The organism is Leptothoe sp. EHU-05/26/07-4 (assembly GCF_043421015.1).
Lineage (GTDB): Bacteria > Cyanobacteriota > Cyanobacteriia > Phormidesmidales > Phormidesmidaceae > Leptothoe > Leptothoe turfae.
In genome coordinates, this window is the sequence record NZ_JAXSQV010000005.1 from 1 (window position 1) to 25,420 (window position 25,420).

Consider the following 25,420-nt stretch of genomic DNA (forward strand, 5'->3'; position numbering starts at 1 on the left):
CTGAGGAGGGAGGTGGAGCGGGCTTGGTAGGCGCTGAGGAGGGAGGTGGAGCAGGCTGGGACGGCTCAGCGACCTTCTTAGGCGGTGTGGCAGCCTTGGGAGCCACAGGTCCATTAGAAGCCTTCACAGGTCCATTAGAAGGAGTCAGAGCAGTCCAGAATGAGCCACAAGTACATTAGATGGCTCCACCGAGGACATTCAGAAGGCTCAAGGGGGCCAGAAGACGTCATTCACAGGCACCTTAGAAAGCTCAGCCCTATCTGTAGCTCTGGGTCGCATCATGGCCGGTCGCTTGGCCGGTCGTAACGCCACCACCGTGCCCTGGGAGGCGATTGGATCAGGCTTTCCAGGCGTATTACGACGACTCGCCCTCATCTCATCTCGGATCAGGAGCCCGACTTGGATCGCCAGCTCCTGATCGGGATAGAGAGAATCGAGAAACGAGACCTGAGCGGCATTCAACCAGACTTCAGCCCGGTAGGTATCTCTGACCTTGGGAGTACGGGTGTTCATCGGCTCTTCTCTACTCCCGAAACAGTTTCAAATCTACGCTCGGCAGCGTGCTGGGCCAACCCACGCCAGTCATGGGCTGTGATTGCGCCTCAGTATCGGCCTTGCATTTTAAGGCCCAATACCAATGATGGGTGGGCCGGTAGTGCTCTAGCCTGTGCAGGGATTCGCGGCTATAGAGCCCATATGTTGTCGTCTTCATGGTTCTCTTCCTGATTGATAACCTGATCAATGCCCAATCCTGGGTAGCAAGACGCTCCTCTCGATGAGATGGGCAAACACAGCCTGAATACGGATGATTTTGGGGTGAATAACAGAGGAGACGGGGTGCGGGTGCCGACCCCCTCGCCAGCTCATCACGACAGGCAATGACTGCGGTCTCTAGTACGTTAAAGCTCCGCGACGTTCTCTCTGGGTAGTTCGGGTAATCAGCTTGCGCGGATACCTCGCCGGAGGTAACCAACGGGTGTGATTGGAGGCCATAAAGAAGCCGAGTGCCTTGAGCCCATCGACGGTCCAGATAGCAGGCTTCATGCCAGGGACCGGCGAGAATACAAACCCATGGCCCAGGACAGGCAGGGCAACGGTTTGGTGGGTGCGAGTATGGATAAAACGTTGGGTTTTCATGGGGATTCATCGTCAGATATACAGAGCTCAGCTAAATCCTCTGCCAAGCCTTCCTCAGGCACTGACCGTTGCGTCTTGTGTTGGGATGTCGCCTCATCACGACGAACGGCCATTCTCTTATAGGCATCTAGCTCAGTCATCAACTTCAACACGCGATCTGAGAATGTGTAGTCATCGCCAGGGTATCGAGCCTCTAAGTCAGCCTTCACCACATCCCGGATGTGGACTTTAGCCACTGGCCTGACCTCCCTTCGCGACTAACGCTTTCGCAATCTCATATAAGCCCTGAACATTGGCATTGACCGGATCTTCAACCACTCTGAAGTTGTACTTACGAAGCAACGGTTCAATCCCTGGAAGCATCGCACCACCCCCAAACACCAACCCCGCATCAGCGGTCTTCATAAACTTGTTCGCCAATTGCAGTGGCCTAACAAACGCTTCTGTGAACCACTCTTTCAACAAGATGTAGTAGTCATCTTCGAAACTAAAGCGGTCATGGGCCACAGCGGCTCCATAATACATATCCCCTCGCTCAACCCCCTGGCGGATGACATGAATATCACCACTGGTTGACCGCAACACATCGGTAACACTGGGAGCCAGCGCAATCTTTTGATAGAGATCCATCACCCCCATCGGAAACGGGGCCTGATTAACGAGCTTCCTGCGATAAAACGAACTGACATTAATCGTGCCACCGCCAATGGACATAACAACGATGTTGCCATGGGTGTTCAAATCAGGCACCCCTAACAGCACACCAATCCCTTCATCCCCACACCCCAGCGGCTGGATAGTGATTTTGTGAAACCGACGACCACATTTAATCTCATGGGTCCCCGAGAGGATGTCCATGGCATAGCGTCGTAACTCTTTCGTCACCTTCTGTAGACACGTCAGCAAGTTCAGAGTAAAGACCTCGGGCAGTCCTTTCTGGTAGGTCAACAACCCGAGCACCATGATGAGCGCTGAATCCAGCTTGTTTGATTTGTCGTCCGAATTCTTCTGACAGTTATCAGGGTCGATGGCATACGCGGCACTGCCCACGGCAATATGTCGCCCTACTAGCTCGGTAGCATCTCCCGAGATATAGGTAAACACTCCTTCCTCGGGCATATCGGGCAAATCAGAGAGTCCCTCTTTGATGTAGTAGCTCGGCTCATTCACCTGAATCGTTGAGCCACGGAGTTGAGCCAGCGAATAGCCAAAATCACCGGCAGCGGTTAAGACGATGGCAGGTTCCGTTTTGGTGCGTTTGGGTACCCCGGCCTTCGGGGTGTCAGTAGCTGTAACCATTGATTTCTCGTTCCGTTACTAAAAAGCGGGTGTTTAGGAGTTCCGATTTCGGTCGGTTCGGTAGCGGTATCGGAACTGTTGCTTTTGATATTATGGCATCAAGATATAAAGATCGCAAGATACCTATATCCCAAAATATGACGGATGCCTTGGTATGTAACAATAGGGGCGACTTTTATGACACGGTGACTCACTTGGCCCGCAGCAGACGTAAAGACCCCAATTATGGGCACACCTCCGTAGACCTCCCTAAGCCCCTGCTACTCAAGGTCAGATCGGTGTGTGCGCTGAATGAGTTGACGTTTGCTGAAGCGGTTGAAACGGGGCTGGCCCTATGGCTGGAGTCCATGAATGAAGAGGTGCCGGAATGGGAGCCACCAGTTGAAGGGGAAGACAAGCGCCGGAGAGCTGAGGAGTGATGACGTTCCAGGGTGTCACGATGGCTGTGCTGCTGTCTGTCCTGCTGGGATGACGGGTACGAGAAGCAGACGGCCAGCCAACCTATAGGCCGGACGCTCAAAGCAGAGGGCTGATGGCTCCAAAAACTAGACGCTCACGATAGATATAGATAAAGGGGTGGCCCGCTAGACACTGAACGGGCAATGACCAACGACGGCAACAGCACTCGGTCGTCTGACCATATGGCGAGAATGCGTTGAGCTCTCAACGGAATCAAACATCACAAAAAAATCACATTTCAGGCCTCAGCGCGCGACGGGATCCCTGATTCACCTAGCGGATGCGTCGAGAATCCGTCATATCGACCTGTTATTTGGCTTTAGAGACTTTATGTAGTCTTCACTGTAAGCTGAATCTTTAGTCAATCAATCGCCAAGCAACCTATAATTACGTATCAGCCGTGAGATAACTTCACAAAATAAGGGTTGCTGTCGTCTTAATAGTAAGCTAGTCTTACTATTAAGAGAACGCGCAAAGGCCAATATATCTCTATTGGCCTTAAGTAATGCCATTAAGTGTAGTCTAATGTGTTTATTGAGATTACTCTAGTTGTACCTCAGGTACACCACTCCTGTTAGGGCGATTGCCTGGCTGTTCTCCGCATCTCCCATCATCTATGCAACCCAATCAAGTAGGAACTGAACCATGAGAAAAAGTAGCGAACCCCTCCAAATCTATTCGTTCCGTCTGAGCGCTCGTGACATTCGCAAAATTGATAGCCAACAAGGTGAAAGCCGGACGGCTCGCTTGAGAAGTCTGATCTCCGCAAATACGACTCCTCAGCAGAAAACGGCGTCTCAGCGGAAAGTCGCCACGTAGCAAAAAGCCGCCTGACCAAGAGGAGTCAGGCGGCTCTGAGTGGTTTTACATTGACTTCAGAACACTACCCTGAATGCAAATGTAATCCGTACAGTAAGAAGAGATTACATATATATAAATAGCATGAAAAATTCTTTTTGCCCAGCCTCTAATAAAAATTCTCAGGAGATTGATTGCTCTCAATCGTTTTGGAGGCTCCTCAAGACGGTATCCCGCTATCTAGGGATTCCAAATCGCCACATCAAGAAACGCAAGAAGCGCTTCTATACCCTCAAGCCAGACCAACAGCGGCTCGTCACTCAAACCTGGATCCGCATCGGGCATCTACAGGATTACGGCATCCGACTCGGATTCTTAAGCAACGAGGGAATCATCTTCTTAAGCAACGAGGGAATCATCGGCATTGATTCACCCTTGGACGTATTAACGATTCTATTTGAAACCGCTGAGCACGATATCGACACTGCGATCTGGCAATGGACCGTGACAAAAGACTTGCTCAACCGTGTCAGCGCCATGAAAGCCATTGAGGAGATATGGGGATGAACACCTTCCTCGGTAAATGGAGGGGGAGATGGGGTGGCGTCCCCCGAGAACCGCCCTGAGAATCTCTTTCTTAATCGTTTTTCCGTAACAAATAGGTCGTCGTCATAGATTTTCAAATCAGGTGCAGCTACGTGAAGCCCATTATTGTCAGGAGGTTTGAAATGTTTTGTTTGGGCAGGGTGCCTTAGATCAGAAAAACCCACACCCTGCTCCACAGTTTCCACACCGGACAAGTCGTGAGTTTTTCTGATTTCGATGACCGCATCTACGCGATACACCACCTAACCGCCGAAGCGGCTTTCAAGTATGAATTTACTAGCAACTTCAATACACTGTCCACAGTATACTCGAATCCCACAATCTACAGTGGAGAATCGTAGATTAAATTTACTAGGGGGTGCATCCTAATGACGACACCTTCCTACTGGCAGCGCGTTTCTAGCTGCCTATCTCTTGAAATTTCCCATCAGCCTCTCCAAAAGCGCTTCCTGGCACTCGACACAGACACACAGGAACTATTGACAACGTTCTGGGAAATCATCGCCTTACTCACGGGGTTGGGCCATCAAGGGCATATGCCTCTCTCTGAATCGATTGAGCGTCTATTTCAAAGCATGGAAGCTGGTGAAGCTCCTGCAATTAAGCAATGGGTAATGACGCCTCAGGTTGGGGAGGTTGGGTCATGGACATGAATCTTAAAACTCCAGCAGAAGTCTACAATGCAGCTGCCGAGAGACATCTAATAAAGCAGCAGGAACCACTGGCTCCCTCAGCATGTAACTCATATAGCTCAGCTAACCTAGCTAAGACACATAATCCAGCTAAAAAGAAATGTATTAAGGGTGGTCTGACATCGTTTCCTAATCAAGCGATAGCTCACCTAAAAGCAAATACCCATCTAAACTCTCTTGACTGACTAGACCAGACGCCGCCAAAATGCCAATGGCAATAGGCAAATCATAGATAGGGCCTTCTTTTCGAACATCAGCAGGCGTCAAATTTACTACAACTTTGCGCATCGGAAACGGAAAACCCGCATTTTTTAGTGACGCCTTCACACGCTCACGTGATTCTTGCACAGCCGCATCAGGCAAACCCACTATGGCAACACTCGGTAGGCCTCCTGACAAATCCACTTCCACACCAACTTTTAAGGCATCAATACCGATTAAAGACGCACTCCAGATTCTTGCCAGCATGGTAGTCTCCTACATGTTTACGTAGAATGCCCAAGCATATAAATAGTGCGACTTGACCAGTGCAATTTGGGTAACTGGTTTGATCAGAAAACTACATACTATAAATACTTTAGTATTCTCGATGAATAGAGACTAAGCTGCACACCATCGGTTTCAATTAAAAATGTCCCCTATCATTGAGGTGTTTGAACTGGGCCGGTCAAATTGAATTGAATTGTGTAGTCACTTCCGGCTAAAGAGGCCCTGATTAGGACTAGGATCACAATTATGAACCATGAAATATGGTATCTGCATACTAGACAGTTGAATGACAAATGTGACTCTTCATCGATGTCCAGAGAAGCGATGCCTGCCACATCCCTTACACATATAAATCAGTTTTAAGAAATCATGCTGACGACTTCCAACTCCGCTGACGTCGCCATAACTATGCGCGAAAAGCAGCTCGCAGATGAGCACATGCAGGATGTGGAACTCTTATTAGAAAACATGTTTCTACGGGAAGAAGCAACGTTACAGCTTGTTTTGGACCGCCTCTATGACATCGGCTCCAATAACCTCATAAATTATCGCGTCAAACCTCGTCATCTCAACCGCCTCATGAAGTGGATCGCTCGTCTCACCAAACCAGCATTCCACTATTTGGCTGTGCGCTGGTCAAAAAAAAATTGCCCTAAATTAATCGCCGATTGGTTATATAGCCAAGTTCAGTTTCCTAAACCACCTGTAGGCAGCTAAACAGTTCTCAGAAAGTTAGGTTAAGAAAAATCGTCCATGGGATACAGCTAATACCTTTGGACAAAGAATATTCATCACACACAATTTAAGACTCCCCCATCTCTTCAAAATCTTCGCCTTCTTAAGGCATCACTAACCCTTACAATGCGAAGCGTTGTGCCCATCAACGCACCATGAGTGAAGACACAATTTTTAGCAAGATTATTCGCAAAGAAATACCTGCAGATATCGTTTATGAAGATGATCTTTGTCTAGCCTTTCGCGATATCAGTCCCCAAGCACCTACTCACATATTAGTTATTCCTAAAAAGCCCATTCCCAAACTGTCAGACGCCGTGGTTGAGGATAAGCAATTACTGGGCCATATGTTACTAACTGTAAAGGAAATTGCTGATGCCGAAGGCTTGAGTAACGGATATCGAGTAGTTATCAATACTGGCCAAGATGGCGGACAAACGGTCTTCCATCTCCATATGCATCTATTGGGTGGACGTTCATTAGCTTGGCCACCCGGATAAATTCTCACAATGAGCAACCAATCATTTTTTACGTAGAAATGTGTCGATCCAGGAAGTTTCGTATCGTACCCCTACAATGCGCTAAGCATATTTACTAATCTTATAAACGAGTCTTCACTCACTTAATTTGCCGCAGAGATTAAATTATTTATCTTTGTTTGCCTTCACAGTGATGTTGACTCATGTTCATAACTTCTATCATCACTATGACTTCTACTTTGCAATCCCGTGAACGGGCTGGCATGTGGGAGCAGTATTGTCAGTGGGTTACTAGTACTGACAACCGCATTTATGTTGGTTGGTTCGGCACTTTGATGATCCCTACTCTGCTAGCTGCTACTGCTTGTTTTGTCATCGCATTCATCGCTGCTCCTCCTGTTGATATTGACGGTATCCGTGAGCCCGTTGCTGGTTCTTTACTACTAGGCAACAACATCATTTCCGGTGCTGTAATTCCTTCTTCCAACGCTATCGGTCTACATTTCTACCCCATCTGGGAAGCTGCTTCTCTAGATGAGTGGTTGTATAACGGTGGCCCTTACCAGCTGGTCATTTTCCACTTCCTCATTGGCTGCTTTGCCTACATGGGTCGTCAGTGGGAACTGTCCTACCGCTTGGGTATGCGTCCTTGGATCTGTGTTGCTTACTCCGCACCTTTGGCGTCTGCAACTGCAGTATTCTTGATCTACCCCATCGGTCAGGGTTCATTCTCTGATGGTATGCCTCTAGGTATTTCCGGTACCTTCAACTTCATGCTTGTTTTCCAAGCTGAGCACAACATCCTGATGCACCCCTTCCACATGCTCGGTGTGGCGGGTGTCTTCGGGGGGTCTTTGTTCTCCGCAATGCACGGTTCTCTGGTAACGTCCTCCTTGGTTCGTGAGACCACTGAGACTGAGTCCCAGAACTATGGATACAAGTTTGGTCAGGAAGAAGAGACGTACAACATCGTTGCAGCCCACGGCTACTTCGGTCGTTTGATCTTCCAGTATGCTTCCTTCAACAACAGCCGTTCCTTGCACTTCTTCTTGGGTGCTTGGCCCGTTGTTTGTATCTGGTTCACCGCGCTGGGCATCAGCACCATGGCCTTCAATCTGAATGGCTTTAACTTTAACCAGTCTATTTTGGACTCCCAGGGTCGTGTCGTTAGCACTTGGGCTGACGTGATCAACCGTGCCAACCTAGGTATGGAAGTAATGCACGAGCGTAACGCTCACAACTTCCCTCTAGATTTGGCTGCTGGTGCTGAAGTACCTGTTGCATTGAGCGCTCCTGCAATCAATGGCTAAGTACTTTAGTCTTGGCTAAGTTGTAAGGCATAAGCTAAAAAAGAGGGGCTCCGTAAAGGAGCCCCTCTTTTTATTGATTTATAGCTTGATTGACAGCTAACTCACACCCTCCGCATGAAGAAGATGACGCACCAAACTTAAGCTAGCCTGACAGACGAATCAGTCAAGATTTGCCTAACCTGAGCGTGGGTTAAGTTCGGGTTTGCATCCAGCATCAGAGCAACTACACCAGCAACGTGCGGTGTTGCCATAGATGTTCCACTAGAGAAACCGTAGGTATTATTGGGTGTTGTGGAATAGACACGAACCCCTGGAGCAACTACATGCTGGAGATCGCTATTATTGCCAGGGCGATTGGAGAATCTAGCAATATCTTGATTAATATCAACAGCGCCTACAGAAATACCATACTGTGTCGCATATCGGGCCGGATTACCTGGGAACGGTAGCCCATTACCATTAGCATCCCCATTACCAGATGCACTCACCGTGATGACATTATTGCTAGCAGCATAGGCTAAGGCAGCTTGTATCTCCGGCGAATCAGTCCAGCCGAGGCTCATATTAATCACATCTGCACCGTTATCTACTGCGTAACGAATAGCTTGGGCCAGATTACCAGCATTAAGGAATCTGCCACCTGAAACATCTCCCATACGAATCGCCATGATGCTGGATTCATGGGCAACGCCTGTCACACCTATACCGTTATTAGCAGCGGCGATGGTGCCTGCCACATGGGTACCATGGCCCTGACCCGGATCGTTGGTTCCAGGCAAAACGTTGTTATTGTTTTGCCCCACGCCAAAGTTCCAACCGTTGATATCGTCGATGTAGCCATTGCCATCATCATCGACACCATTATTAGGGATTTCGTCAGTATTGACCCAAATGTTATCGCGCAAATCAGCATGATTAATATCTACCCCTGAGTCAATAACAGCGACTACCACTCCATCGCCGGTATATCCTCGAGCCCAGGCTTCCGGTGCATTCACCAAATCAAGGCCCCAGTTATTACCCCCTAGATTTGCAACATCAGGCAGGGAAGTAGCCTGGCCCAAAGCACGGGCTACGGCATCCGCTGCATTAACCAGCCCATAACCGTAGACATTGCTAAATGACGATGGGGATGCTGTCAATTCAGCAGCATTCAACGTCAAACGATAGTTAGTGTTCGCAGTTGCATAGGGAAAGACACGAATATAGTAGGTACCTGCCGCTAAAGACCGATTGATTGATTCAGAACTTGAACCCGGTGCCCAAGACTGCTCAACCAACTGTCCAAGGCTATTGAATAGCTGTACATCGGCATCCGCACTTAGCCCTGTGAGTTCTAAGCTGAAGTTGCTATTTTGGCTAAGGCTAAAGCGATAGAAATCGTTGGCATCGCCATTGCCGATAAAGTCTTGAAAAGACCGGCTGCTGCCCAGCGTGCCAATATTACGAGCAGTCCTAAAGGTATTCCCTGCATTGTCTGGTACTGATAGCACGTTAGCAGCCACTGCCAAACGATAGTTTGAATCTCCTCCGGCTGAGGAGACTCGAATGTAATAATCACCAGCATCTACAGCCTGCGTCATTTCCTCTGATGCTAGACCTTCACCATAGGAAGCTTCCAGGACTTTGCCATCACGATTGAGCAATTCGATATCCGCATTTGCCGTGAGGCCAGTTAATGCCAGCCTTAAACGACTGCGCTGCGTCAGGCTAAAGCGGTAGTAGTCATTTGCATCCGCTGCGCCCACAAAATCTTGAACTGTTTGATTACTACTCAAGACACCAAGATTATGGGCTGTTGTGAGCGTATTCCCAGCTCTATCAGCCTGCTCAGTAGCTATTGCATCCTCTTGTGTTGCATAGCCGCCGTTGAGCAAAGTATCGAGGGAGCCATCTATATTGCTTGTGAGTGCTCCCACCAGTCCCGTTAGCCAATCACCATCTGCCAAGGAACCGGATGAAGAGTCAATAGTTTGCTCGGACAGGAATTCTGCCCTTCTGGCCAACCCATTCCTCAACGTTTGATTAATGGAATCTAAAAACTCCTCATTCGTAATAGCAGTTAGAAAATCTGCGGTTTGATCCAAATTTATAATGTCAAGTGCTTCAGCCAGCTGAGTTAAGTTCTCTGGAGCAGGAGCGATAGTTTGTAAACGCTCTTGCACAAAAGGAGTAACATCAGCACTTAGCAGCTGTGTGAGATCGGCAGCAAGACTTTCAGGAGAAAACGTCTCATTCAAGAACGCCATAGTTCTTTACTTACAAGCATTTTTGATACATCAAGTGAAATCAGTAGATGAAACAGACATTCCCATGTGCCATATATTGCAGACGGGGCAATCCAGACAGCAAGGTTAACCAAAACAGCTAAAACTGGCTTTTGGAAACCCACAAATCTGTCAAAATAATATTTTGCTGAAAAGTTTATTCTTATACGCAGATTAGCACGCTCAAAAAAAGTTCGCCTTGCGGCTTTATGCAGACATAGCCGTAGAAACGAGCAAAAAAGTTCCGGATTTTACTAATCTTCGAAAAAATTTGGTCTAAAAAGTTCTGATGCAGGTCAATCCTGTTAGATCAATACAGGGAATCTAGTCTTTCTAACTGCCAAAAATCTTTGTCGGCACCATTGCCACCCACCTGTACAACAGACCAATTCCGCCAAGTCCATTGCGCTCCACGCTTAGCAATATCGCTAACGGTCTCATTCACTAGGTCGGCCAGTTCTTGCGTCGTGATTAGATATCCGTGTTCAGCCAACGTATCGGCCATTTGCAAACGGTTAAGGATGTGGCTAAGCCGCTGTAACGTATCGCCAGCTTCAGTATTCATTTGATTCTGTCGGTCTGGAGCCTCAGCTGCAATGCGATCGCAATCCGCCTCTTCACTTTTCGGCCCATTGTCGGCTGTACGGGTCGATGACAATTGCTTACTCGCTAAGACTTTAGCCGTAAGCTGCTTTAAGCGAATTGATTGCTTATGGGAGTAAGCACGGGCAATTTCATCGCAGCGTTCATTACCCACATTACCTGCATGCCCTTTTACATAACGCCAATCAATGTCAACGCCTTGGGACGTTGCTAGATCCTGCTTTAATTTATCCAACGTCATCCATAGGTCTTGGTTCAGCACCGCTTTGCCAGCAGATGTTTTCCAACCTTTGCGTTTCCAACCTGACATCCACTGGGTGATGCCTTGAATCAAATATTTACTGTCGGTATTCAGTTCTATGGGGCCGTCATAGTCGTTGTTTTGGAGAAACTGAAGCGCCGCGATCGCAGCCTGCATTTCCATGCGATTATTCGTCGTCCCCGAGGCGTGTCCTCCCATTTCATGCACTTGCCCATCAACAAAATAAATCACCGTCCCCCAGCCCCCTGGCCCAGGATTTCCTGAACAAGCACCGTCGGTGTATACCGCCTTAATTGTAGGCAAATCGGTCATCGTGAAATCCTTCAAGTACAGGGGAAATGGGGAGTCGGGTATGAGCTATGGCTCGATCATTACACCCAGCAGATAGTTGCCTTAAAAACCCTATGCATCATAGCGGTGATTTACAGGATTGCTCATTAAATCCACAAAAAAATCCCCCATGGAGAAATATTGCCAAAGCAATCTCCAGTCCCCATTGCCCCCTTCTGACCTTTCTTTTAATCACACTGATAAGTAAAACTTTGTACGCATAGCTCTAAAGATATGGGATAAGGATTACAGGGTATTGTCAGAAAATGCCCAGGAGCACGTATGAAGGACGAAGGACAATGAAAAAATTAATGCGCGGTCTGCGTCAGTTTCAAGATACCTACGTTCCTTCCCATAAGAAACTAATGGCGACCCTGGCCAAGGGTCAAAGTCCCAATACTTTATTTATTACGTGTTCCGACTCGCGAGTACAACCCGAGCTCATTACCCAAGCTGAACTCGGTGAACTATTTGTCATTCGTAATGCAGGCAATATCGTTCCTCCTTTTGGCGCTACCAATGGTGGGGAAGGGGCGACCATTGAATATGCTGTCAAGTCCTTAAACGTTGATCACATCATTGTTTGTGGTCATTCTAGCTGTGGTGCCATGAAAGGACTGCTACAGATCGGTCAGCTGGAAGAAAAAATGCCTTTGGTCTACAACTGGCTAATCCATACAGAAGCTACCCGTCAGCTGGTTGAAGACAATTACAACGACTTAGAAAAGTCTGACAAGCTGGATATGCTGGTGGCTGAGAATGTCCTCACGCAAATCGAAAATCTGCGCACCTATCCAGCTGTTCGCTCTATGCTCCATAGAGGCAACCTATCTCTCCATGGCTGGATTTACAACATCAATGATGGCAGCATCTTAGCCTACGATGCTGAGCGTCATGCTTTTGTTGCACCCTTTAGCAATCTAGGCAAGGCCCTCAATAATAATGGAAGTGCCCATGGTGCCCATGCTGTATCCCATATGCCAGGGGAAGATCGGTTGGCACGAACACAGGCTGAGAGAATTTTTAAGGGTTCTTACTAAGCCCCCAATCTCTAAATGGATTCTTGACCAGGTTGGAATTGTAATACCGAGGATCTCCCGTTACCTCCTGGCCAATCCAAGTGGGCAGCTCTATTGTTTGCCCAACGTGGGTTAATTCTACTTCCGCCAGAATTAAGCCCTGATTCTCCCCTAGAAATTCATCAACTTCCCAAACAACTGCTGACATTGGGATTCGGTATCGGTTTTTCTCGACAAAAGGCTTTTGGCATAGTTCTGCCAGCATTGCCTGGGCATCAACGGTAGGAATTTCGTATTCAAACTCCGAGCGACTCATACCCACTACGGGGCCTTTTAGGGTGAGATATCCCTGCTCGCCAATAATCCGTACCCGCACAGTTTGTTTTCCCTGGGTAGCAACATAGCCCTGGCAGTAATAATGTCCCTCTGCCAAATCACGCCAGGTGTCGCCCTGCACCATAAACTTCCGTTCGATTTCTTTAGCCATTGAATTTCCGTTCGAGACGTAGGGACGTTGCGTGTAGGGGCATTCCATGGAATACCCCTACACGTATATATTGTCATTTTCTCAAAAATAAGAATGCATCCACCTCGCGTGGGGTGGGCTGCCCTGCGATCGCACCCGATCGAGTTGTCGTCAACGCTGCCACCGCACTGGCATAGCGAACGACGTCATGGGCACAATCAGCATCCAGTAAACAGCTGCGACCTAAGAGACATAACTTATGTAAAAAACCGGCAACAAAGGCATCACCCGCACCAGTGGTGTCTTCAACATCCACATCAAACCCAGGCACGTGACCACTGTACCCCCCCAGATAATAGCGACAGCCAGCGGCACCAGCAGTCACCATAACACCTTCCAGATAAGGGCGTTGGGCGGCGATTGCCACCGGATCTGTCGTCTCCAATAACCACTGCGCCTCAGTATCCGATAGCTTTAGAAAGGATACGTGTTTAAGTAAATCCATCACTAGACCCATGGCCTGGGCAGGGTTTTCCCAAAACATAGGCCGCCAGTTAACGTCCAGGACGACTCGACCATTTTGCTCTTGCATCCATTCCACAGCCTGCAAAATAGATTCTCGCGTTTGGGAATAGGCCAAACCTAGGGTGCCGATCACTAAATATTTGGTGCCATGGAACAAGCGGGGATCGATGCGATCGCAAATCACATGGGCATCTGCGAAACTAGCTGGATCAGGCAATGAAAACCCAGCAAACGATCGCTCTCCCATCTCATCGGTCAGCACATAAACCTCACGGGTGGGAGCTGTCGGATGAGATTGCAAACCACGCGATCCCACCTGTAGGTCCGACAGCAACTGAGCCAGGGCCTGCCCCCAAGAGTCAACGCCTACAGCACCAATAAATTCTGCCGATGTTCCTAACTTAGCCAGACCACAGGCTACATTAGCCGGTGCCCCACCAGGTAATGACAGTTTTTTCTCCCGATCGCTTGACCAGAAACTATCAACCAGAATTTCCCCTAGACATATAACTGGACGCCCTGGATTACTCATCCCTGTCTTTGGCCCCAATACTCCATCACACGATGACTGCCTTAATTTAGCCTCTCGCCGAAAGTATAAGGTACTAGCAGACCCAGAAAATCATTTTTACCCAGTATCCCTATGCTGAACGCACTTTGAGCAGCGGGCAAATGCACCTTAGACTAATTAATATAATCGGCTCAACACGTAGCTAGACAAAGCTTCCAGTGCGCGCTTAGGTTCAGACTGAGGTAAATCAGCCAGGTTATGAACAGCCTGTTTAACATGCTGAGAGGCCAGCTCCCGTGAGCGTTCAATACCACGACTAGCCTTCACCAAGGCCATCGCCTCATCAAAGTCTCCGCTTTGAGCGAACTCTCGCTCAATTAACGTAGCCAGATAAGGCGTTTCTTCCATGGCATAAAGCACTGGGGCTGTCAGGTTACCACTCAGCAAGTCAGAACCAGCAGGCTTACCCAACACTTCCTCAGAACCGGTAAAGTCCAAAATGTCATCTACCACCTGAAATGCCAGGCCTAAGTTCCGCCCATATTGATAAAATGCCTCAGCCAGAGAGTCAGAAACCTCACTCAAAACACCCGCCGACTTACAGCTATTAGCAATGAGTGATGCTGTCTTGTAATAGCTCTTCATCAAGTAAGCATCAATGGAGAGTGTGGTGTCGAACTTATTTAACCCCTGCTGGATCTCACCTTCAGCTAAATCCATAATCACGCGGGACAGCAATTTAACAACCGTTAGATTGTCTAAATTTGCTAAGTGCCATGACGATTGAGCAAATAAGAAATCCCCTGCCAAAACCGCCACTCGATTATTGAAACTACTGTGGACAGTAGGAACACCACGTCTCAATGACGACTCATCGACGACATCATCGTGTACCAGACTGGCGGTGTGAATCATTTCAGTAATCTCAGCCAGGCGAAAATGCCGAGCTGGAATATCTGCCTCCATCACCGTAGCCCGTGAAAGTAGAAGCACAATAGCAGGTCGAATCCGTTTCCCTCCGGCCCCAAAAAGGTGCTCTGCAGCAGCGTAGAGAATAGGATGCCGAGCACCGACCAGCTGCTTTAAATTATCCGCCAATAGCCTGAGATCGGCTTCGACGGGAGCAAACAGCGATGTTGTTGAAGTCATGGGAGAAAATGCTCAGACGGCTTGATTACGAAATTTTAAGTAATCCATATTCATTCTAAGCTAACGACTCATTTGGTGTCGTAAATCCATTTAGAAAATGTAGAAACACCTTTTGCTTCAGTACTTTGCAGTTCTCAAAGCACCACACCCCATAAAGAGTTCCATCTGGCCAGCATTGATTAGATATTTTTATTTCTTTTTTTTAATTAGGTCTATGTGAATAACAAATTCTTATGTTAAGCTAAGGACTAGGAATTAGAAAATTTCATAGCAAGCTCAATAGTTGGTGTTAGTAGCTTTGTTCTAGTAGTTGGCTTCTGACTGCTAGTAGTGCTTGAGTCATCCGCCGATGTGTTGCAGTTGTCTGGGGTAGTTGATACCCATGGCAGGCAATGTCTATAAGAGTATGGCAACTGTTTGACCCAACCCATGGCTGAGTCAGACTTGTAAGGTCTCGAACAGACAGCTAGAAAATTTATCGGTGCATGTATGCCCTAGATGCGTACGGAGTGACGAGCGATACTGCAATGCGTATGGTGCTGGGTGATTCTTGTATCAAGGCTTTTTGATTATTGGGAATCTTGCATAATTTTCGAACTAGCTGCCCCGCTGTCAGTTTTTGCTGGCTGCCTGTTTGGCCTGCGAATCGTCCTTGTTGCTCCTCTCTCACTGGCTACGTCCATGACTCATCCCTTAACCCCCCTGCTGATATTGCTGCTTGCCACTAGTTACTTGTTAATGGTCTACATTCTTTTCACGGCTGTTCAACGCTTTGTCAGGCGTAGAGAGCAAATGTTGAAATGACTTACAGGTTCAAGTAATGGGTTTTTGCCATTTCATCCTTGTCCCTGATCAGGGTTTAATAATCTCTAGATAAAAAACCTTTTAATTTATGTTTATTTTTAGCAGATGGTCTGACCACGTTAGTGGTCAGACCATTGTTTTATGACACCCCTCCAGTCAGCAACGGTATAATTTTCTTCCTTCTGAGATTTATTGCTTATTGCACAGCTTCCAGATAACTTCTGCCAAGTATGTATTCCCGAAAACAACTTAGAGAGGTAGCATAGACAGAAGTTTTAAGCAGTAGGCACCCAACAATTTGAGTTCAGCCCCTGACGTTCCTGCCTCCAATATTTCAAACAGTGATATTAATCAGGCCAATGGGTCATTTCCAGCGAGCATTGTCCAATTAGACAGCGGCTTAACTGTTATTCACCAAGAAATAGCAGCGACTCCTGTCGTCGTTGTGGACGTTTGGATTCGGGCAGGTGCTCGTTGTGAACCAGACACTTGGACAGGCATGGCTCATTTTTTAGAGCACATGGTGTTTAAGGGGACTGAGCAGATCTTGCCGGGCATGTTCGATGCAGCTATTGAGAGCCGTGGTGGTTTAGCAAACGCAGCGACAAGTCATGATTATGCTCATTTTTATATGACAGTGGCTGCCAATGACTTAGCCCATGCCCTCCCTTATCTTGCAGATCTGTTACTGCATGCAGCGATCCCAGCCGACGAGTTTGTAAGAGAACGACATGTAGTCATCGAAGAGATTCATCAATCTTGGGATGACCCTGATTGGATAGGTTTTCAAACGCTGTCGGAAATGATTTATGGGAATCATCCCTACGGACGTTCAGTATTAGGGTCTCCCGAGATCTTGCAAGAGCGCTCACCTGAAGAAATGCGGCAGTTCCATCGTACTCACTACCAACCTGAGAATATGCAGGTGGTGATTACTGGTGGCGTCTCCTTAGAGCGAGTGCTAGAACTAGTGCAGACAACGTTTCGTGCATTTGCACAACGAGAATCATGTCCGACAGCAGGGCTAATGTCACCCCCACGCCTACTGACCAACCCTCGGCATACCTTAGCATTGCCTCGATTGGAACATGGGCGATTGATCATGGCCTGGCTAGCCCCTGGGATTGAGGACTTAGAATCAGCCTGTGGCTTAGACATTTTGGCGACAGTCTTGGCCGAGGGTCGGGTGTCGCGCCTGGTACGAGAGCTGCGCGAAGATCGTCAATGGGTAGATGAAATCGCAAGTAGTTTTTCGGTACAGAAGGACTGTAGTTTATTCGTTTTATCAGCCTGGCTCCCCCCCAATTATGTAAAGGAAGTAGAACAGGTCATTTGCGATCGCATCGCGACCCTAGCTAACATACCGATTAGTGAGGCAGAGTTATCACGAGCCAAACGGGTATTATGCAATGACTATGCCTTTTCAATGGAAACTCCAGGACAGCTTGCTGGACTCTATGGATATTACGGCACTTTGGCTAAACCTGAACTTTCCCTGACCTACCCCAAACACATACAGGCATACTCTGCTGAACAACTTATGCCCCTGGCCCAGCAATACTTATCTCCACAGAGTTGTGGCACCCTTGCTCTAATTCCTGCCTAGCGCTACACTGCATCCTTTCCTGACAGACTTCACTACAACCTCTAACCACAACACCTGTGACTGTATCAACTGCCCCAAAGCAAAACTCCATCACGACCCATCTGGGCAACGGCCTCAAAGTTATTGCTATTGAAAATCCAGCCGCTGATATCGTCTCAGCACGTGTGTTTCTACCCGTTGGACAAGGCCATGAAACACCAAAAAATGCAGGTATTTTTAGCTTGCTCACATCCCTACTCACAAGAGGAACAACTCACCGCAGTTCCTTCGATATTGCGGAAGCTGTGGAATATGTAGGAGCCAGCTTAGGAGCCGATAGCGCTTCAGATTACAGCGTCGTCAGTGTTAAAACGGTATCCGCCGATTTTGAGGAAATCTTCAGCCTCGCCACTGAAATTCTGCAAGAGCCTAGCTTTCCTGAGAATGAAATTGAACTCGAACGGAAGCTGACGATTCAAGGTCTGCGCTCCATGCAAGAGCAGCCCTTTAGCGTAGCCTATAAGTTTTTTCGTGAAGGCATGTACGGCACCCATCCCTATGGGTTTTCTAGCATGGGAACTGAAGAAACCGTCATGGCCATTCAACGCGATGATCTTTTAGAGGCCCACCAAAAGCATTTTCGTCCCGACAACATGGTGGTGGTTATTGTTGGACGCATTGATCCTGAACGGGCTGTTGCTTTAGTCGATAAACTCATGGGCGATTGGGCTGTCCCTGAGTATCCTGCCCCTGCCCCTCAACTGCCAGGGCTCGAATCCCATGCTTATCGCATCGTCACGCCCCAAGAAACGAACCAGGCATTTGTGATTATTGGGTACCTAGCGGCCCCAGTCATGCACCCAGATTTTCCAGCCCTTAAGCTTCTGAGCACTCACCTAGGGAATGGCCTATCCAGTCGTCTATTTGTCGAACTACGGGAAAAACAGGGCTTGGCCTATGACGTTTCTGCGTTTTATCCCACACGTTTGGGCCCATCACAATTTGTCGCCTATATTGGCACTGCACCAGAAAATACATCCGTTGCACTAGACGGTCTTCAGAGTGAGCTGCGACGACTCTGCAAAGTTCCCCTCACCGAGCATGAGCTCCAGGTCGCTAAGAATAAAATGCTTGGGCAATATGCATTGGGTAAGCAGACTAATGGGCAAATTGCTCAACTGCTGGGTTGGTATGAGATTCTGGGGCTGGGCACTGAGTTTGACGACAAGTTCCAGGCTAATATCGCGGCAGTGACCATTGAAGACGCCCAAGAGGCAGCAAAGCGTTGCTTTGTAGACTCCTATATCTCGATTTTGGGGCCAGCTACAGCAGTAGAAGCGCTGAGATAAAGGACAAGGTTATAAGGTAAGGGCTCAGGGCTTGGCGGCATAGTCGCTGACATCAAATGTAATAGTTAAGACTTTATCTGACACAACCTGTAAACTCACACTGAATCAGGAGTGTCACAATGAATACCCAAGACAAGATCGTTAAGAACCGCTTAGGCCTCTTAAACCTAGCCAAAACACTCGGTAACGTATCCAAGGCGTGCAAAAGGCCGTGGCCACGGACCTCAAACCGATTTACCAAGCGGCCACCCTGGCTGAATCAGAAGCCGTCCTTGATGCCTTCAGCGAACAATGGGATGAGGCCTACCCAGCTATCAGCCAAATCTGGATTCGCCACTGGGACAATGTCATTCCTATTTTTGACTATCCCATGGAGATTCGTCGAGTGATTTACACCACCAATGCTATTGAATCCCTCAATCGCTCCTTGCGTAAGGTGATTAAGACCCAAGCGATCTTCCCAGATGAAGCTGCTGTTTGCAGACTGATGTATCTGGTGATGAATCATATCGCGAAAAAATGGAATCGACCGATTAAAAATTGGCGAGCCGCCTTGTCACATTTTGCGATCCTGTTCCCAGAACGCTTTCCTCTCTAAACAAACCGCGTTTACACAAAATTCAGATCACTCTCGATATTTTTCCTTGGTTGTTATATCAAAAATGTTATGGCTAGTATTGTTTAAGGACCTGGGTTAAGGCTCTTAAGAGAATACTCCATCTCTGGAATGAAAATTTATCTCAGGGGCATGGGCTTAAGTATCTTTTGTTGACTAATGTCGACAATTATCACAATGCCCGCACTGCATGTTTTGAGCTTCTGCTTCACAGCCGAACTGTATTAAAAGTCTCTGCCAGCGACACTTCCGACTAAAGATATATTGCTTAGTCTCCTTCACACTATCGACTGGTTTATCAGCTTTCGATGATTGCTCCACCGTCAACTGATAGTGAAACGGGTCTTGCCAAATCAACCGTCCCTGACCATGCAACAATGCTAGTGCTGTCGCTGCTTTCCCATTACGTCGCAACACCTCATCAATATGGCCAGATGCGGCTAATGACTTCCCAAACTGTTGTGCCTCTCGCTGTAGCTTCCGCGCACTCTCTGCAAAAAACTGCCAGCGTTTTTTATCCTCTGAATCTAACCATCCTGTAGGCTCACTTACCAGCGTTAGCGCATCCGCTGGTTTCCCATCTCGTCCTCCGCGACCAATCTCCTGCACATACTCACTGAGCGTACTTGGCGCATGATAATGGCAGACCCATCTAACTCGTGGATGGTTAATCCCCATGCCAAATGCACTGGTGCATACTACAAACTGACAGTTTCCCTTTATCCACTCTGCTTCAATGCGCCGACGTGCCTCACTGGCCAGCCCCGCATGATACGCTGCCACTGAAAACCCCTGGGGGTGTAACCACTGGGTTAACTCTTCAGCAGTCCGGCGAGTGCGAACATAGATCAATCCTGCTTGATCAGGATGAGACCTTACAAACTGAACCATTGCCTGTCGTCGTCCCCTTGGAGTCCAAACCACTTTCACAGCTAAATTCAGGTTTGACCGATAGGGGCTGAGTTTGACCTCTTGAGTTTGTTGTAGATGCAACACTTCGCAGATGGTCTTCTGAGCCGTTGGGTTAGCCGTTGCTGTGAATGCTGCAATGGGTATCTGGGTGCCTGCGGGTTTATGGGTCAGCAGCGCTGGTCTGACAGCACCGAGTCGTCGGTACGTGGGTCGGAAAGTGTCACCCCATTGGACCAGGCAATGGGCTTCGTCCAAAATCAAGCCGTTGATGATTACCTGGGGGTGACAGAGAATGTCCCAGACTCGTTTGCTGAGTAGTGTTTCAGGCGATAGATACAACAACCGCAACCGGTTTTGCTGCACCTGTTGCAGTATGTTTCGTTTCTCAAAGTTGGCCAGGGCACTGTGGATGCGTTCTGCGGCTAAATGGCGTTGCTTTAGCTCCTGAACTTGGTCCTCCATTAGTGCAACTAATGGAGAGATGACCAGGGTTATGCCTGTTTGCAATAAAGCAGGCAGTTGGAAGCAAATGGATTTACCTCCACCGGTCGGCATGACAATCAGAGCATCCTGTTTGGCCAATAGTGTGCGAATGACTTCATCTTGTGGAGGACGAAAACTGTCGTAGCCCCAAATTTCTTTGAAGCGCGCTTCTACTTGCTGCCAGGACGTTTTTGTAATCATTGATGCACCCTTGAACTGGTCTTAGAGTGCCCGTTGAAAGTGAGCCTTACGTGTTCATCCCATGCATTGCAGCCAAGATCTGTGCTGACACAAACGGTAAAATCTCCTCGTCTTGGCTGTGCTCAGCCCCTTCAGTAAACACGACTAATAGATAGGGATGTGCCCCATCTGCCTCAATGTAAGCGGCATCATGGCGTACTTTACTCGTTAGTCCTGCTTTTGACCAAACCTTTGTCTCAACGGGCACACCCGCCCCTAAAAAGCCCGTCACCTGATTTTCTGGATCCGCAGCTAGTACTTTAGGATCCAGGTCGCGCTTCATCAGGTCCATCATGGTGTGAGACCTCTCTGCATTGACTGCCACCCCGCCAATAATGCTATGCAGTAACCGAGCAGATGCTTCGGTCGTCAGCATATTGCGGTTTTCATAGCCCTCGCCCAGAAATGCTCGCTCTCGACCGTAGGGACCATCACACCAAGTTTTTTGGTTAGCGTTAATGGTTGCTAGCTCAGGCCATTGCAGACTGGTTAGATAACGGTTGATCAAGTTTCGCTGTTGCTTCCAGGTTTCAAACGGTCCAGGGGGTAGCTCTGGACCGCTTGTCGTACCCGTTAGCACATCAACGACATAGCCTGTTGCGTCGTTACTAGAGTCGATAATCATGTCCCGTAATGCTCGCTCTAGTTCCAAGCTTGTTTGGACCATGCCGCGATCTAACCACTCATGAATAGCCACCAGGTAAAACAACTTGATGACGCTGGCTGGGTAAATCCGCTCTACACCGCGATAGCTTGCCCCCTTTGGCTGTTGCTTCCAGAAGTTATCAGCACTTAGCGCGCCCCCTGTATTGACAGTGTAGGGAGGCTCGTAAGCTAGCCAGGTAACCGCGATTTGATTTTGTGCCAGGTTAGGAAAACGAGCCCAGGTTAAATCGAGGATTTGGTTGAGTTTTTTCTGGAGAGCGTCGTTGGGCTGGAAGAATTTGGAGGTCATCGGGGAGAGGCGTTGTAAGGGCTTAGCTGTGAGTTTTAAGTTGTTCGCTTTTTATCTTGCTATACCTTGTCGAGGTAATCGAACTCAAAATACTCGACAAGTTGAGAAGAGCAAAACTCTACAAAACTCAAAACTTCAAACTGATTTACTCAAACCCTAAATTAGTGCCCTTACCTGCATGAACTAGGGCTAACTGTTCATACTTTTTAGCATGGTCGATCAGCTCTTCGATTTGTTCGGCGGATACAGTTTTCAATACCTTGCCAGGAATGCCGACCACCAGTGACCCGGGTGCGACATCCTTATTCACGACTGCGCCCGCGCCGATGATGCTGCCTGCACCAATACGGACGCCGTTAAGAATAACGGCTCCAATACCAATGAGGCAGCCGTGCTCAACGTGGGCACTGTGCACCACAGCGCGATGGCCAATGGTGACATAGTCTTCAAGGATTGTGGGCTGCCCAGGATCGCCATGGAGAATGGCACCGTCTTGTATGTTGGTGTGGGCACCGATGCGAATCAGCTCGACATCGCCTCGGACGACGGCGGTATACCAAATGTTCGCACCTTCATCTATCTCTACATTGCCAATGACCGTTGCATTTGGGGCAATAAAGGCAGCTTGTGAGAGGTCTGGTGCAGGCCAAAAGCTTTCAGGTGTGGTTAAGACAGGAGTGAGGTTAGTCACAGAATTACCTACAGAATAGATCTAGTTCTAAAGGTTACCAATTGAACCTAGGAGGCTTGCCGGAGGGTAGGAATCAGGTGATTGATACCCCGTCTCAATGTCCATGGGTTTATCAACGTTAACCATTGAGATGGACAAAACTCTTCAGAATAATGTATGTAAGGGTTAGCGCGCGCTATTTTGCCTCCCGTTATAATAAGGCGAGTGAAAGCCTAATTGGCTTTGTTTGGAGTGTTCTATTAGTACGTTCCGGCACCTGGGGCTTTGCCTAGGCTCAACGTTGGGGTAGTTGAGACAGGCCAATACATATTTAGGTGTCAATGCTTTAATAAACCCGCATGCTAAATTCCGCTTCTCAGTATCCGTTTTATGGGCCAGAGATAAAATGCCCCCACTGTCGGCAGACAATTCCGGCATTAACCTTGACCGATAGCTATCTATGTACACGCCATGGTGCGTTTGAGGTCAGTCTTGAAACCCATGATTTGGTACATGTGCAATCGGGGCGTCACTGGCGTCAATGGGAAGGGGAGTGGTATCGTCAGCATACTCATCCTGATGGTATTCGGTTTGAGATTCATGAAGCGCTCGATCGATTGTATACCGAGGGTTATCGGGCGACACGAGTGATTATTGCAGAACGCTATCGGCCCCTAGTGAAGTCGTATCTGGAATACAGTGCACCTTGGCGTGGCCAAGTGGATACAGGAACTCCCAGGCTATATGGGTTACCTGTGGCGTTTAGTCCGTCTTCCCAAGAAGTGCCTCAGTGGGAAGTGATCAATTTTGATTTAGAAAAAGAGCCTGGGGTGCCGAATAATTATCGGTATCTAAAATTTTTTGAGTAAGCTGTTCGAGTTGTTGGTTAAAAGACGGTGATAGGAATACTATGCATCATGCGTCGATTCGAACGGCGGATATTCATAAGGCCATTGCCTTTTATGAGCTGCTGGGATTTGATGTGGTAGAACGTTTTACTGCTGGCATTACTCTGGCGTGTTGGATGGAAGGTTTACATGGACGAATCGAGCTCATGCAGGTGCCAGACCCCAAACCTGCTGCCGATGCCTTTAGTGATGAGCATTACACTGGTTACTATCATCTGTCATTTGACCTGACTCAAGCAGCTGACAGTTTACCGACCTGGCTGGAACAGTTGAAGCAAAAAGCGATTTCTCAAGATACGGTTCTAAACGTCCTGTTGGAACCTCAGCAACAGATGATTGGGTCTAGTGTGTATGAAGTAGCCTTTATTGCTGATACTGATGGGCTACCGCTTGAGTTCCTGCGTCGTTTGAAATAATTAATGGGTTCTGGGATTCCGTTTGCAAATAATTGGGCGTATCTGGAAACAGAGCTCAGCTGGTTAGAACGGCTGCTTTTAGTGGCGGTTTCTCAGCAACGCAAGCATTTAAAGTCGGTTAATCAGGTGGCCAAAAATGCGTCTGACAAGGCGACTAGTGACTGGTGGCAAGGTCTCATTGCGGTTAAAAAACGTGCCTACGATGATACAGCGCCTAAATCATCTGATAAACCCTCACTGGGGTACCAAAAAGCAATAGACAAGCGGATTTTGCTGAGTCGGGCTAGCAAAGTTTCGTTAGGGCTACCAACTATGCAAATGGTGCTGGGGCTGAGCCTGTTTGAAAAGAAGCTGGTACTGATGGCGTTGGCTCCGGAAGTTCAGGTACGTTATGGGCGGCTTTATCACTATTTGCAAACAGGGACTAACTGCGCGGTAGGGGCATTACCGACCGTCGAACTTGCCTTACGATTATTGTGTCGCAATGATTTGGAGCGTCGGCGTGCGCGTGCCCGGCTGTCTGGTGAAAATTCGTTGATCAAGCGCCAGGTTTTACAATGTGTTGAGGGTTCATCCTCGACATTGTTGGGTAGTCAGATGCAGCTGGCTCCTGCATGGGTTGAGTACCTGCTGGCCGAGAATCCTGACCCGAGCTGGCCGCTACAGTTTATAGCAGCTGACTGGTATGCCCAACTATGTCGAGGGCGAGTGACTTGGCCAGATCTGATACTGGCCGATGCACTCAAGCAGCGACTACAGTCAGTGGCAGAGCAGCCACGGTTGAGGCTATTGCTGGTGGGAGAGCCAGGTGTGGGTAAAGAGCGCAGTGCGATCGCACTCGCCACCCACCTCAAACAATCTCTATATATTCTCGATCTGGCCCAAATTTCTCCCCAAGACTGGCCCAACTGTCTTACCGAACTAGGCCAGGCTAAGTATCCCATTGTCTTAATTAAATCAGCCCACCATTGGCTTGGCCGCAATTCAGCCATCGATACAGCAGCCCTTCAGCACTGGCTGACCAAATCATCAACCCACGTCTTTTTTATAGTTCATCATCGTCACCTTATCCGCCACCAATGGCGACAGCAGCTCACGACGATCGATATCCCCATGCCCAATACCGAACTACGCTTGCAGCTGTGGCAACAAATATTCCCCAACGGCGTTAAATCCATGGGAAAAGTCCGCTGGACTACTCTAGCTGAAGGCTTATCCTTATCTACTCAGCAGATTACTGAAATTGGACGTATGACACATCGTCTGGCAGGCGATGAAGAGATTACCATTAACCATTTACAGCAAGCCCTAAATCAGCAGGAACATTTTTGGAAACTGCGTTAGCC

26 protein-coding genes and 2 pseudogenes are annotated in these 25,420 nt (G+C 48.2%); 14 read left to right on the forward strand and 14 right to left on the reverse strand.

Annotated elements, in window-relative coordinates:
* Positions 1 to 207: 207 nt before the first annotated feature.
* From U2F10_RS18560 to U2F10_RS18580, 5 genes are all read right to left on the reverse strand, one after another.
* A complete protein-coding gene (locus tag U2F10_RS18560; RefSeq protein WP_499873003.1) occupies positions 208 to 513 on the reverse strand; it encodes a hypothetical protein in 306 nt (101 codons plus the stop codon).
* Between the two features lie 10 nt (positions 514 to 523).
* Positions 524 to 712, reverse strand: coding sequence for a hypothetical protein (locus U2F10_RS18565; RefSeq protein WP_499873004.1), 189 nt, complete (start codon positions 710 to 712; stop codon positions 524 to 526).
* Between the two features lie 179 nt (positions 713 to 891).
* Positions 892 to 1,137, reverse strand: coding sequence for a hypothetical protein (locus U2F10_RS18570; protein WP_499873005.1), 246 nt, complete (start codon positions 1,135 to 1,137; stop codon positions 892 to 894).
* Positions 1,134 to 1,373: a hypothetical protein gene (locus U2F10_RS18575; protein WP_163671285.1), complete on the reverse strand. Its 240-nt coding sequence runs from the start codon at positions 1,371 to 1,373 to the stop codon at positions 1,134 to 1,136. Before U2F10_RS18575 ends, U2F10_RS18570 begins: the two co-directional genes overlap by 4 nt.
* Entirely contained in the window at positions 1,366 to 2,436 is a 1,071-nt protein-coding gene (locus U2F10_RS18580; RefSeq protein ID WP_499873006.1) for a hypothetical protein, read from the reverse strand. Before U2F10_RS18580 ends, U2F10_RS18575 begins: the two co-directional genes overlap by 8 nt.
* On the opposite strand from U2F10_RS18580, the gene U2F10_RS18585 reads away from it, so the two are divergent.
* The 4 genes from U2F10_RS18585 (at position 2,436) to U2F10_RS18600 (ending at position 4,952) form a co-directional block, all read left to right on the forward strand.
* Positions 2,436 to 2,855: a hypothetical protein gene (locus U2F10_RS18585; RefSeq protein WP_499873007.1), complete on the forward strand. Its 420-nt coding sequence runs from the start codon at positions 2,436 to 2,438 to the stop codon at positions 2,853 to 2,855. The genes U2F10_RS18580 and U2F10_RS18585 overlap by 1 nt on opposite strands.
* 685 nt (positions 2,856 to 3,540) lie before the next feature.
* Positions 3,541 to 3,714, forward strand: coding sequence for a hypothetical protein (locus U2F10_RS18590; RefSeq protein ID WP_499873008.1), 174 nt, complete (start codon positions 3,541 to 3,543; stop codon positions 3,712 to 3,714).
* Between the two features lie 123 nt (positions 3,715 to 3,837).
* Complete coding sequence (locus U2F10_RS18595) at positions 3,838 to 4,260, forward strand: hypothetical protein (protein WP_499873009.1); 423 nt, start codon at positions 3,838 to 3,840, stop codon at positions 4,258 to 4,260.
* Positions 4,261 to 4,667: 407 nt separating this feature from the next.
* Positions 4,668 to 4,952 carry a hypothetical protein gene (locus tag U2F10_RS18600; RefSeq protein WP_499873010.1) on the forward strand — a complete coding sequence of 95 codons (285 nt, stop codon included), beginning with the start codon at positions 4,668 to 4,670 and terminating at the stop codon, positions 4,950 to 4,952.
* A gap of 171 nt (positions 4,953 to 5,123) precedes the next feature.
* On the opposite strand, the pseudogene U2F10_RS18605 reads toward U2F10_RS18600, so the two are convergent.
* A pseudogene (locus tag U2F10_RS18605) lies at positions 5,124 to 5,459 on the reverse strand (magnesium chelatase domain-containing protein); the annotation flags it as partial.
* Positions 5,460 to 5,849: 390 nt separating this feature from the next.
* Here U2F10_RS18605 and U2F10_RS18610 point away from each other — a divergent pair.
* From U2F10_RS18610 to psbA, 3 genes are all read left to right on the forward strand, one after another.
* Positions 5,850 to 6,197, forward strand: coding sequence for a hypothetical protein (locus U2F10_RS18610; protein WP_163671250.1), 348 nt, complete (start codon positions 5,850 to 5,852; stop codon positions 6,195 to 6,197).
* Positions 6,198 to 6,370: 173 nt separating this feature from the next.
* Complete coding sequence (locus tag U2F10_RS18615) at positions 6,371 to 6,715, forward strand: histidine triad nucleotide-binding protein (protein WP_163699284.1); 345 nt, start codon at positions 6,371 to 6,373, stop codon at positions 6,713 to 6,715.
* A gap of 206 nt (positions 6,716 to 6,921) precedes the next feature.
* Complete coding sequence (psbA, locus tag U2F10_RS18620) at positions 6,922 to 8,004, forward strand: photosystem II q(b) protein (protein ID WP_499060702.1); 1,083 nt, start codon at positions 6,922 to 6,924, stop codon at positions 8,002 to 8,004.
* A gap of 137 nt (positions 8,005 to 8,141) precedes the next feature.
* Here the strand turns inward: psbA and U2F10_RS18625 are convergent, their stop codons facing one another.
* Together U2F10_RS18625 and rnhA are read right to left on the reverse strand one after the other, a co-directional pair.
* Complete coding sequence (locus U2F10_RS18625) at positions 8,142 to 10,253, reverse strand: S8 family serine peptidase (RefSeq protein ID WP_163699865.1); 2,112 nt, start codon at positions 10,251 to 10,253, stop codon at positions 8,142 to 8,144.
* A gap of 328 nt (positions 10,254 to 10,581) precedes the next feature.
* Entirely contained in the window at positions 10,582 to 11,448 is an 867-nt protein-coding gene (gene rnhA, locus U2F10_RS18630; RefSeq protein WP_163699863.1) for a ribonuclease HI, read from the reverse strand.
* A 317-nt stretch (positions 11,449 to 11,765) separates the two neighbouring features.
* Between rnhA and U2F10_RS18635 the strand changes: the two genes are divergently transcribed.
* Positions 11,766 to 12,506 carry a carbonic anhydrase gene (locus tag U2F10_RS18635; protein ID WP_499873011.1) on the forward strand — a complete coding sequence of 247 codons (741 nt, stop codon included), beginning with the start codon at positions 11,766 to 11,768 and terminating at the stop codon, positions 12,504 to 12,506.
* On the opposite strand, the gene U2F10_RS18640 is transcribed toward U2F10_RS18635, so the two are convergent.
* From U2F10_RS18640 to sds, 3 genes are all read right to left on the reverse strand, one after another.
* Positions 12,490 to 12,972 carry a CYTH domain-containing protein gene (locus U2F10_RS18640; protein WP_499873012.1) on the reverse strand — a complete coding sequence of 161 codons (483 nt, stop codon included), beginning with the start codon at positions 12,970 to 12,972 and terminating at the stop codon, positions 12,490 to 12,492. The two genes, U2F10_RS18635 and U2F10_RS18640, sit on opposite strands and share 17 nt — an antisense overlap.
* A 73-nt stretch (positions 12,973 to 13,045) precedes the next feature.
* On the reverse strand, positions 13,046 to 14,008 hold the full coding sequence (locus U2F10_RS18645; protein WP_163666473.1) for a carbohydrate kinase family protein: 963 nt from the start codon (positions 14,006 to 14,008) through the stop codon (positions 13,046 to 13,048).
* Positions 14,009 to 14,164: 156 nt separating this feature from the next.
* On the reverse strand, positions 14,165 to 15,136 hold the full coding sequence (gene sds, locus U2F10_RS18650; RefSeq protein ID WP_163666475.1) for a solanesyl diphosphate synthase: 972 nt from the start codon (positions 15,134 to 15,136) through the stop codon (positions 14,165 to 14,167).
* A gap of 1,102 nt (positions 15,137 to 16,238) precedes the next feature.
* Between sds and U2F10_RS18655 the strand changes: the two genes are divergently transcribed.
* The 3 genes and pseudogenes from U2F10_RS18655 to U2F10_RS18665 all read left to right on the forward strand — a co-directional run.
* On the forward strand, positions 16,239 to 17,546 hold the full coding sequence (locus tag U2F10_RS18655) for a M16 family metallopeptidase (protein ID WP_250565040.1): 1,308 nt from the start codon (positions 16,239 to 16,241) through the stop codon (positions 17,544 to 17,546).
* A 56-nt stretch (positions 17,547 to 17,602) separates the two neighbouring features.
* Positions 17,603 to 18,874, forward strand: coding sequence for an insulinase family protein (locus tag U2F10_RS18660; protein ID WP_163666477.1), 1,272 nt, complete (start codon positions 17,603 to 17,605; stop codon positions 18,872 to 18,874).
* A gap of 205 nt (positions 18,875 to 19,079) precedes the next feature.
* A pseudogene (locus U2F10_RS18665) lies at positions 19,080 to 19,472 on the forward strand (transposase); the annotation flags it as partial.
* 174 nt (positions 19,473 to 19,646) lie between these two features.
* Here U2F10_RS18665 and U2F10_RS18670 read toward each other — a convergent pair.
* The 3 genes from U2F10_RS18670 to U2F10_RS18680 form a co-directional block, all read right to left on the reverse strand.
* Positions 19,647 to 21,086 carry a RecQ family ATP-dependent DNA helicase gene (locus U2F10_RS18670; RefSeq protein WP_499873013.1) on the reverse strand — a complete coding sequence of 480 codons (1,440 nt, stop codon included), beginning with the start codon at positions 21,084 to 21,086 and terminating at the stop codon, positions 19,647 to 19,649.
* A gap of 46 nt (positions 21,087 to 21,132) precedes the next feature.
* On the reverse strand, positions 21,133 to 22,080 hold the full coding sequence (locus U2F10_RS18675) for a serine hydrolase (RefSeq protein ID WP_163666481.1): 948 nt from the start codon (positions 22,078 to 22,080) through the stop codon (positions 21,133 to 21,135).
* A 145-nt stretch (positions 22,081 to 22,225) separates the two neighbouring features.
* Positions 22,226 to 22,771 (reverse strand): gamma carbonic anhydrase family protein, encoded by a 546-nt coding sequence (locus tag U2F10_RS18680; protein WP_163666483.1) that lies wholly within the window; start codon positions 22,769 to 22,771, stop codon positions 22,226 to 22,228.
* Positions 22,772 to 23,109: 338 nt separating this feature from the next.
* On the opposite strand from U2F10_RS18680, the gene U2F10_RS18685 reads away from it, so the two are divergent.
* Genes U2F10_RS18685 through U2F10_RS18695 form a run of 3 tightly spaced genes read left to right on the forward strand, consistent with a single transcriptional unit; the run spans position 23,110 to position 25,418 of the window.
* Complete coding sequence (locus tag U2F10_RS18685) at positions 23,110 to 23,619, forward strand: TIGR02652 family protein (protein WP_006516656.1); 510 nt, start codon at positions 23,110 to 23,112, stop codon at positions 23,617 to 23,619.
* A gap of 41 nt (positions 23,620 to 23,660) precedes the next feature.
* A complete protein-coding gene (locus U2F10_RS18690; protein WP_499873014.1) occupies positions 23,661 to 24,074 on the forward strand; it encodes a VOC family protein in 414 nt (137 codons plus the stop codon).
* Positions 24,075 to 24,077: 3 nt separating this feature from the next.
* Positions 24,078 to 25,418, forward strand: a complete 1,341-nt coding sequence (locus tag U2F10_RS18695) for a hypothetical protein (RefSeq protein ID WP_499873015.1) — start codon at positions 24,078 to 24,080, stop codon at positions 25,416 to 25,418.
* The last annotated feature ends 2 nt before the right edge of the window (positions 25,419 to 25,420 follow it).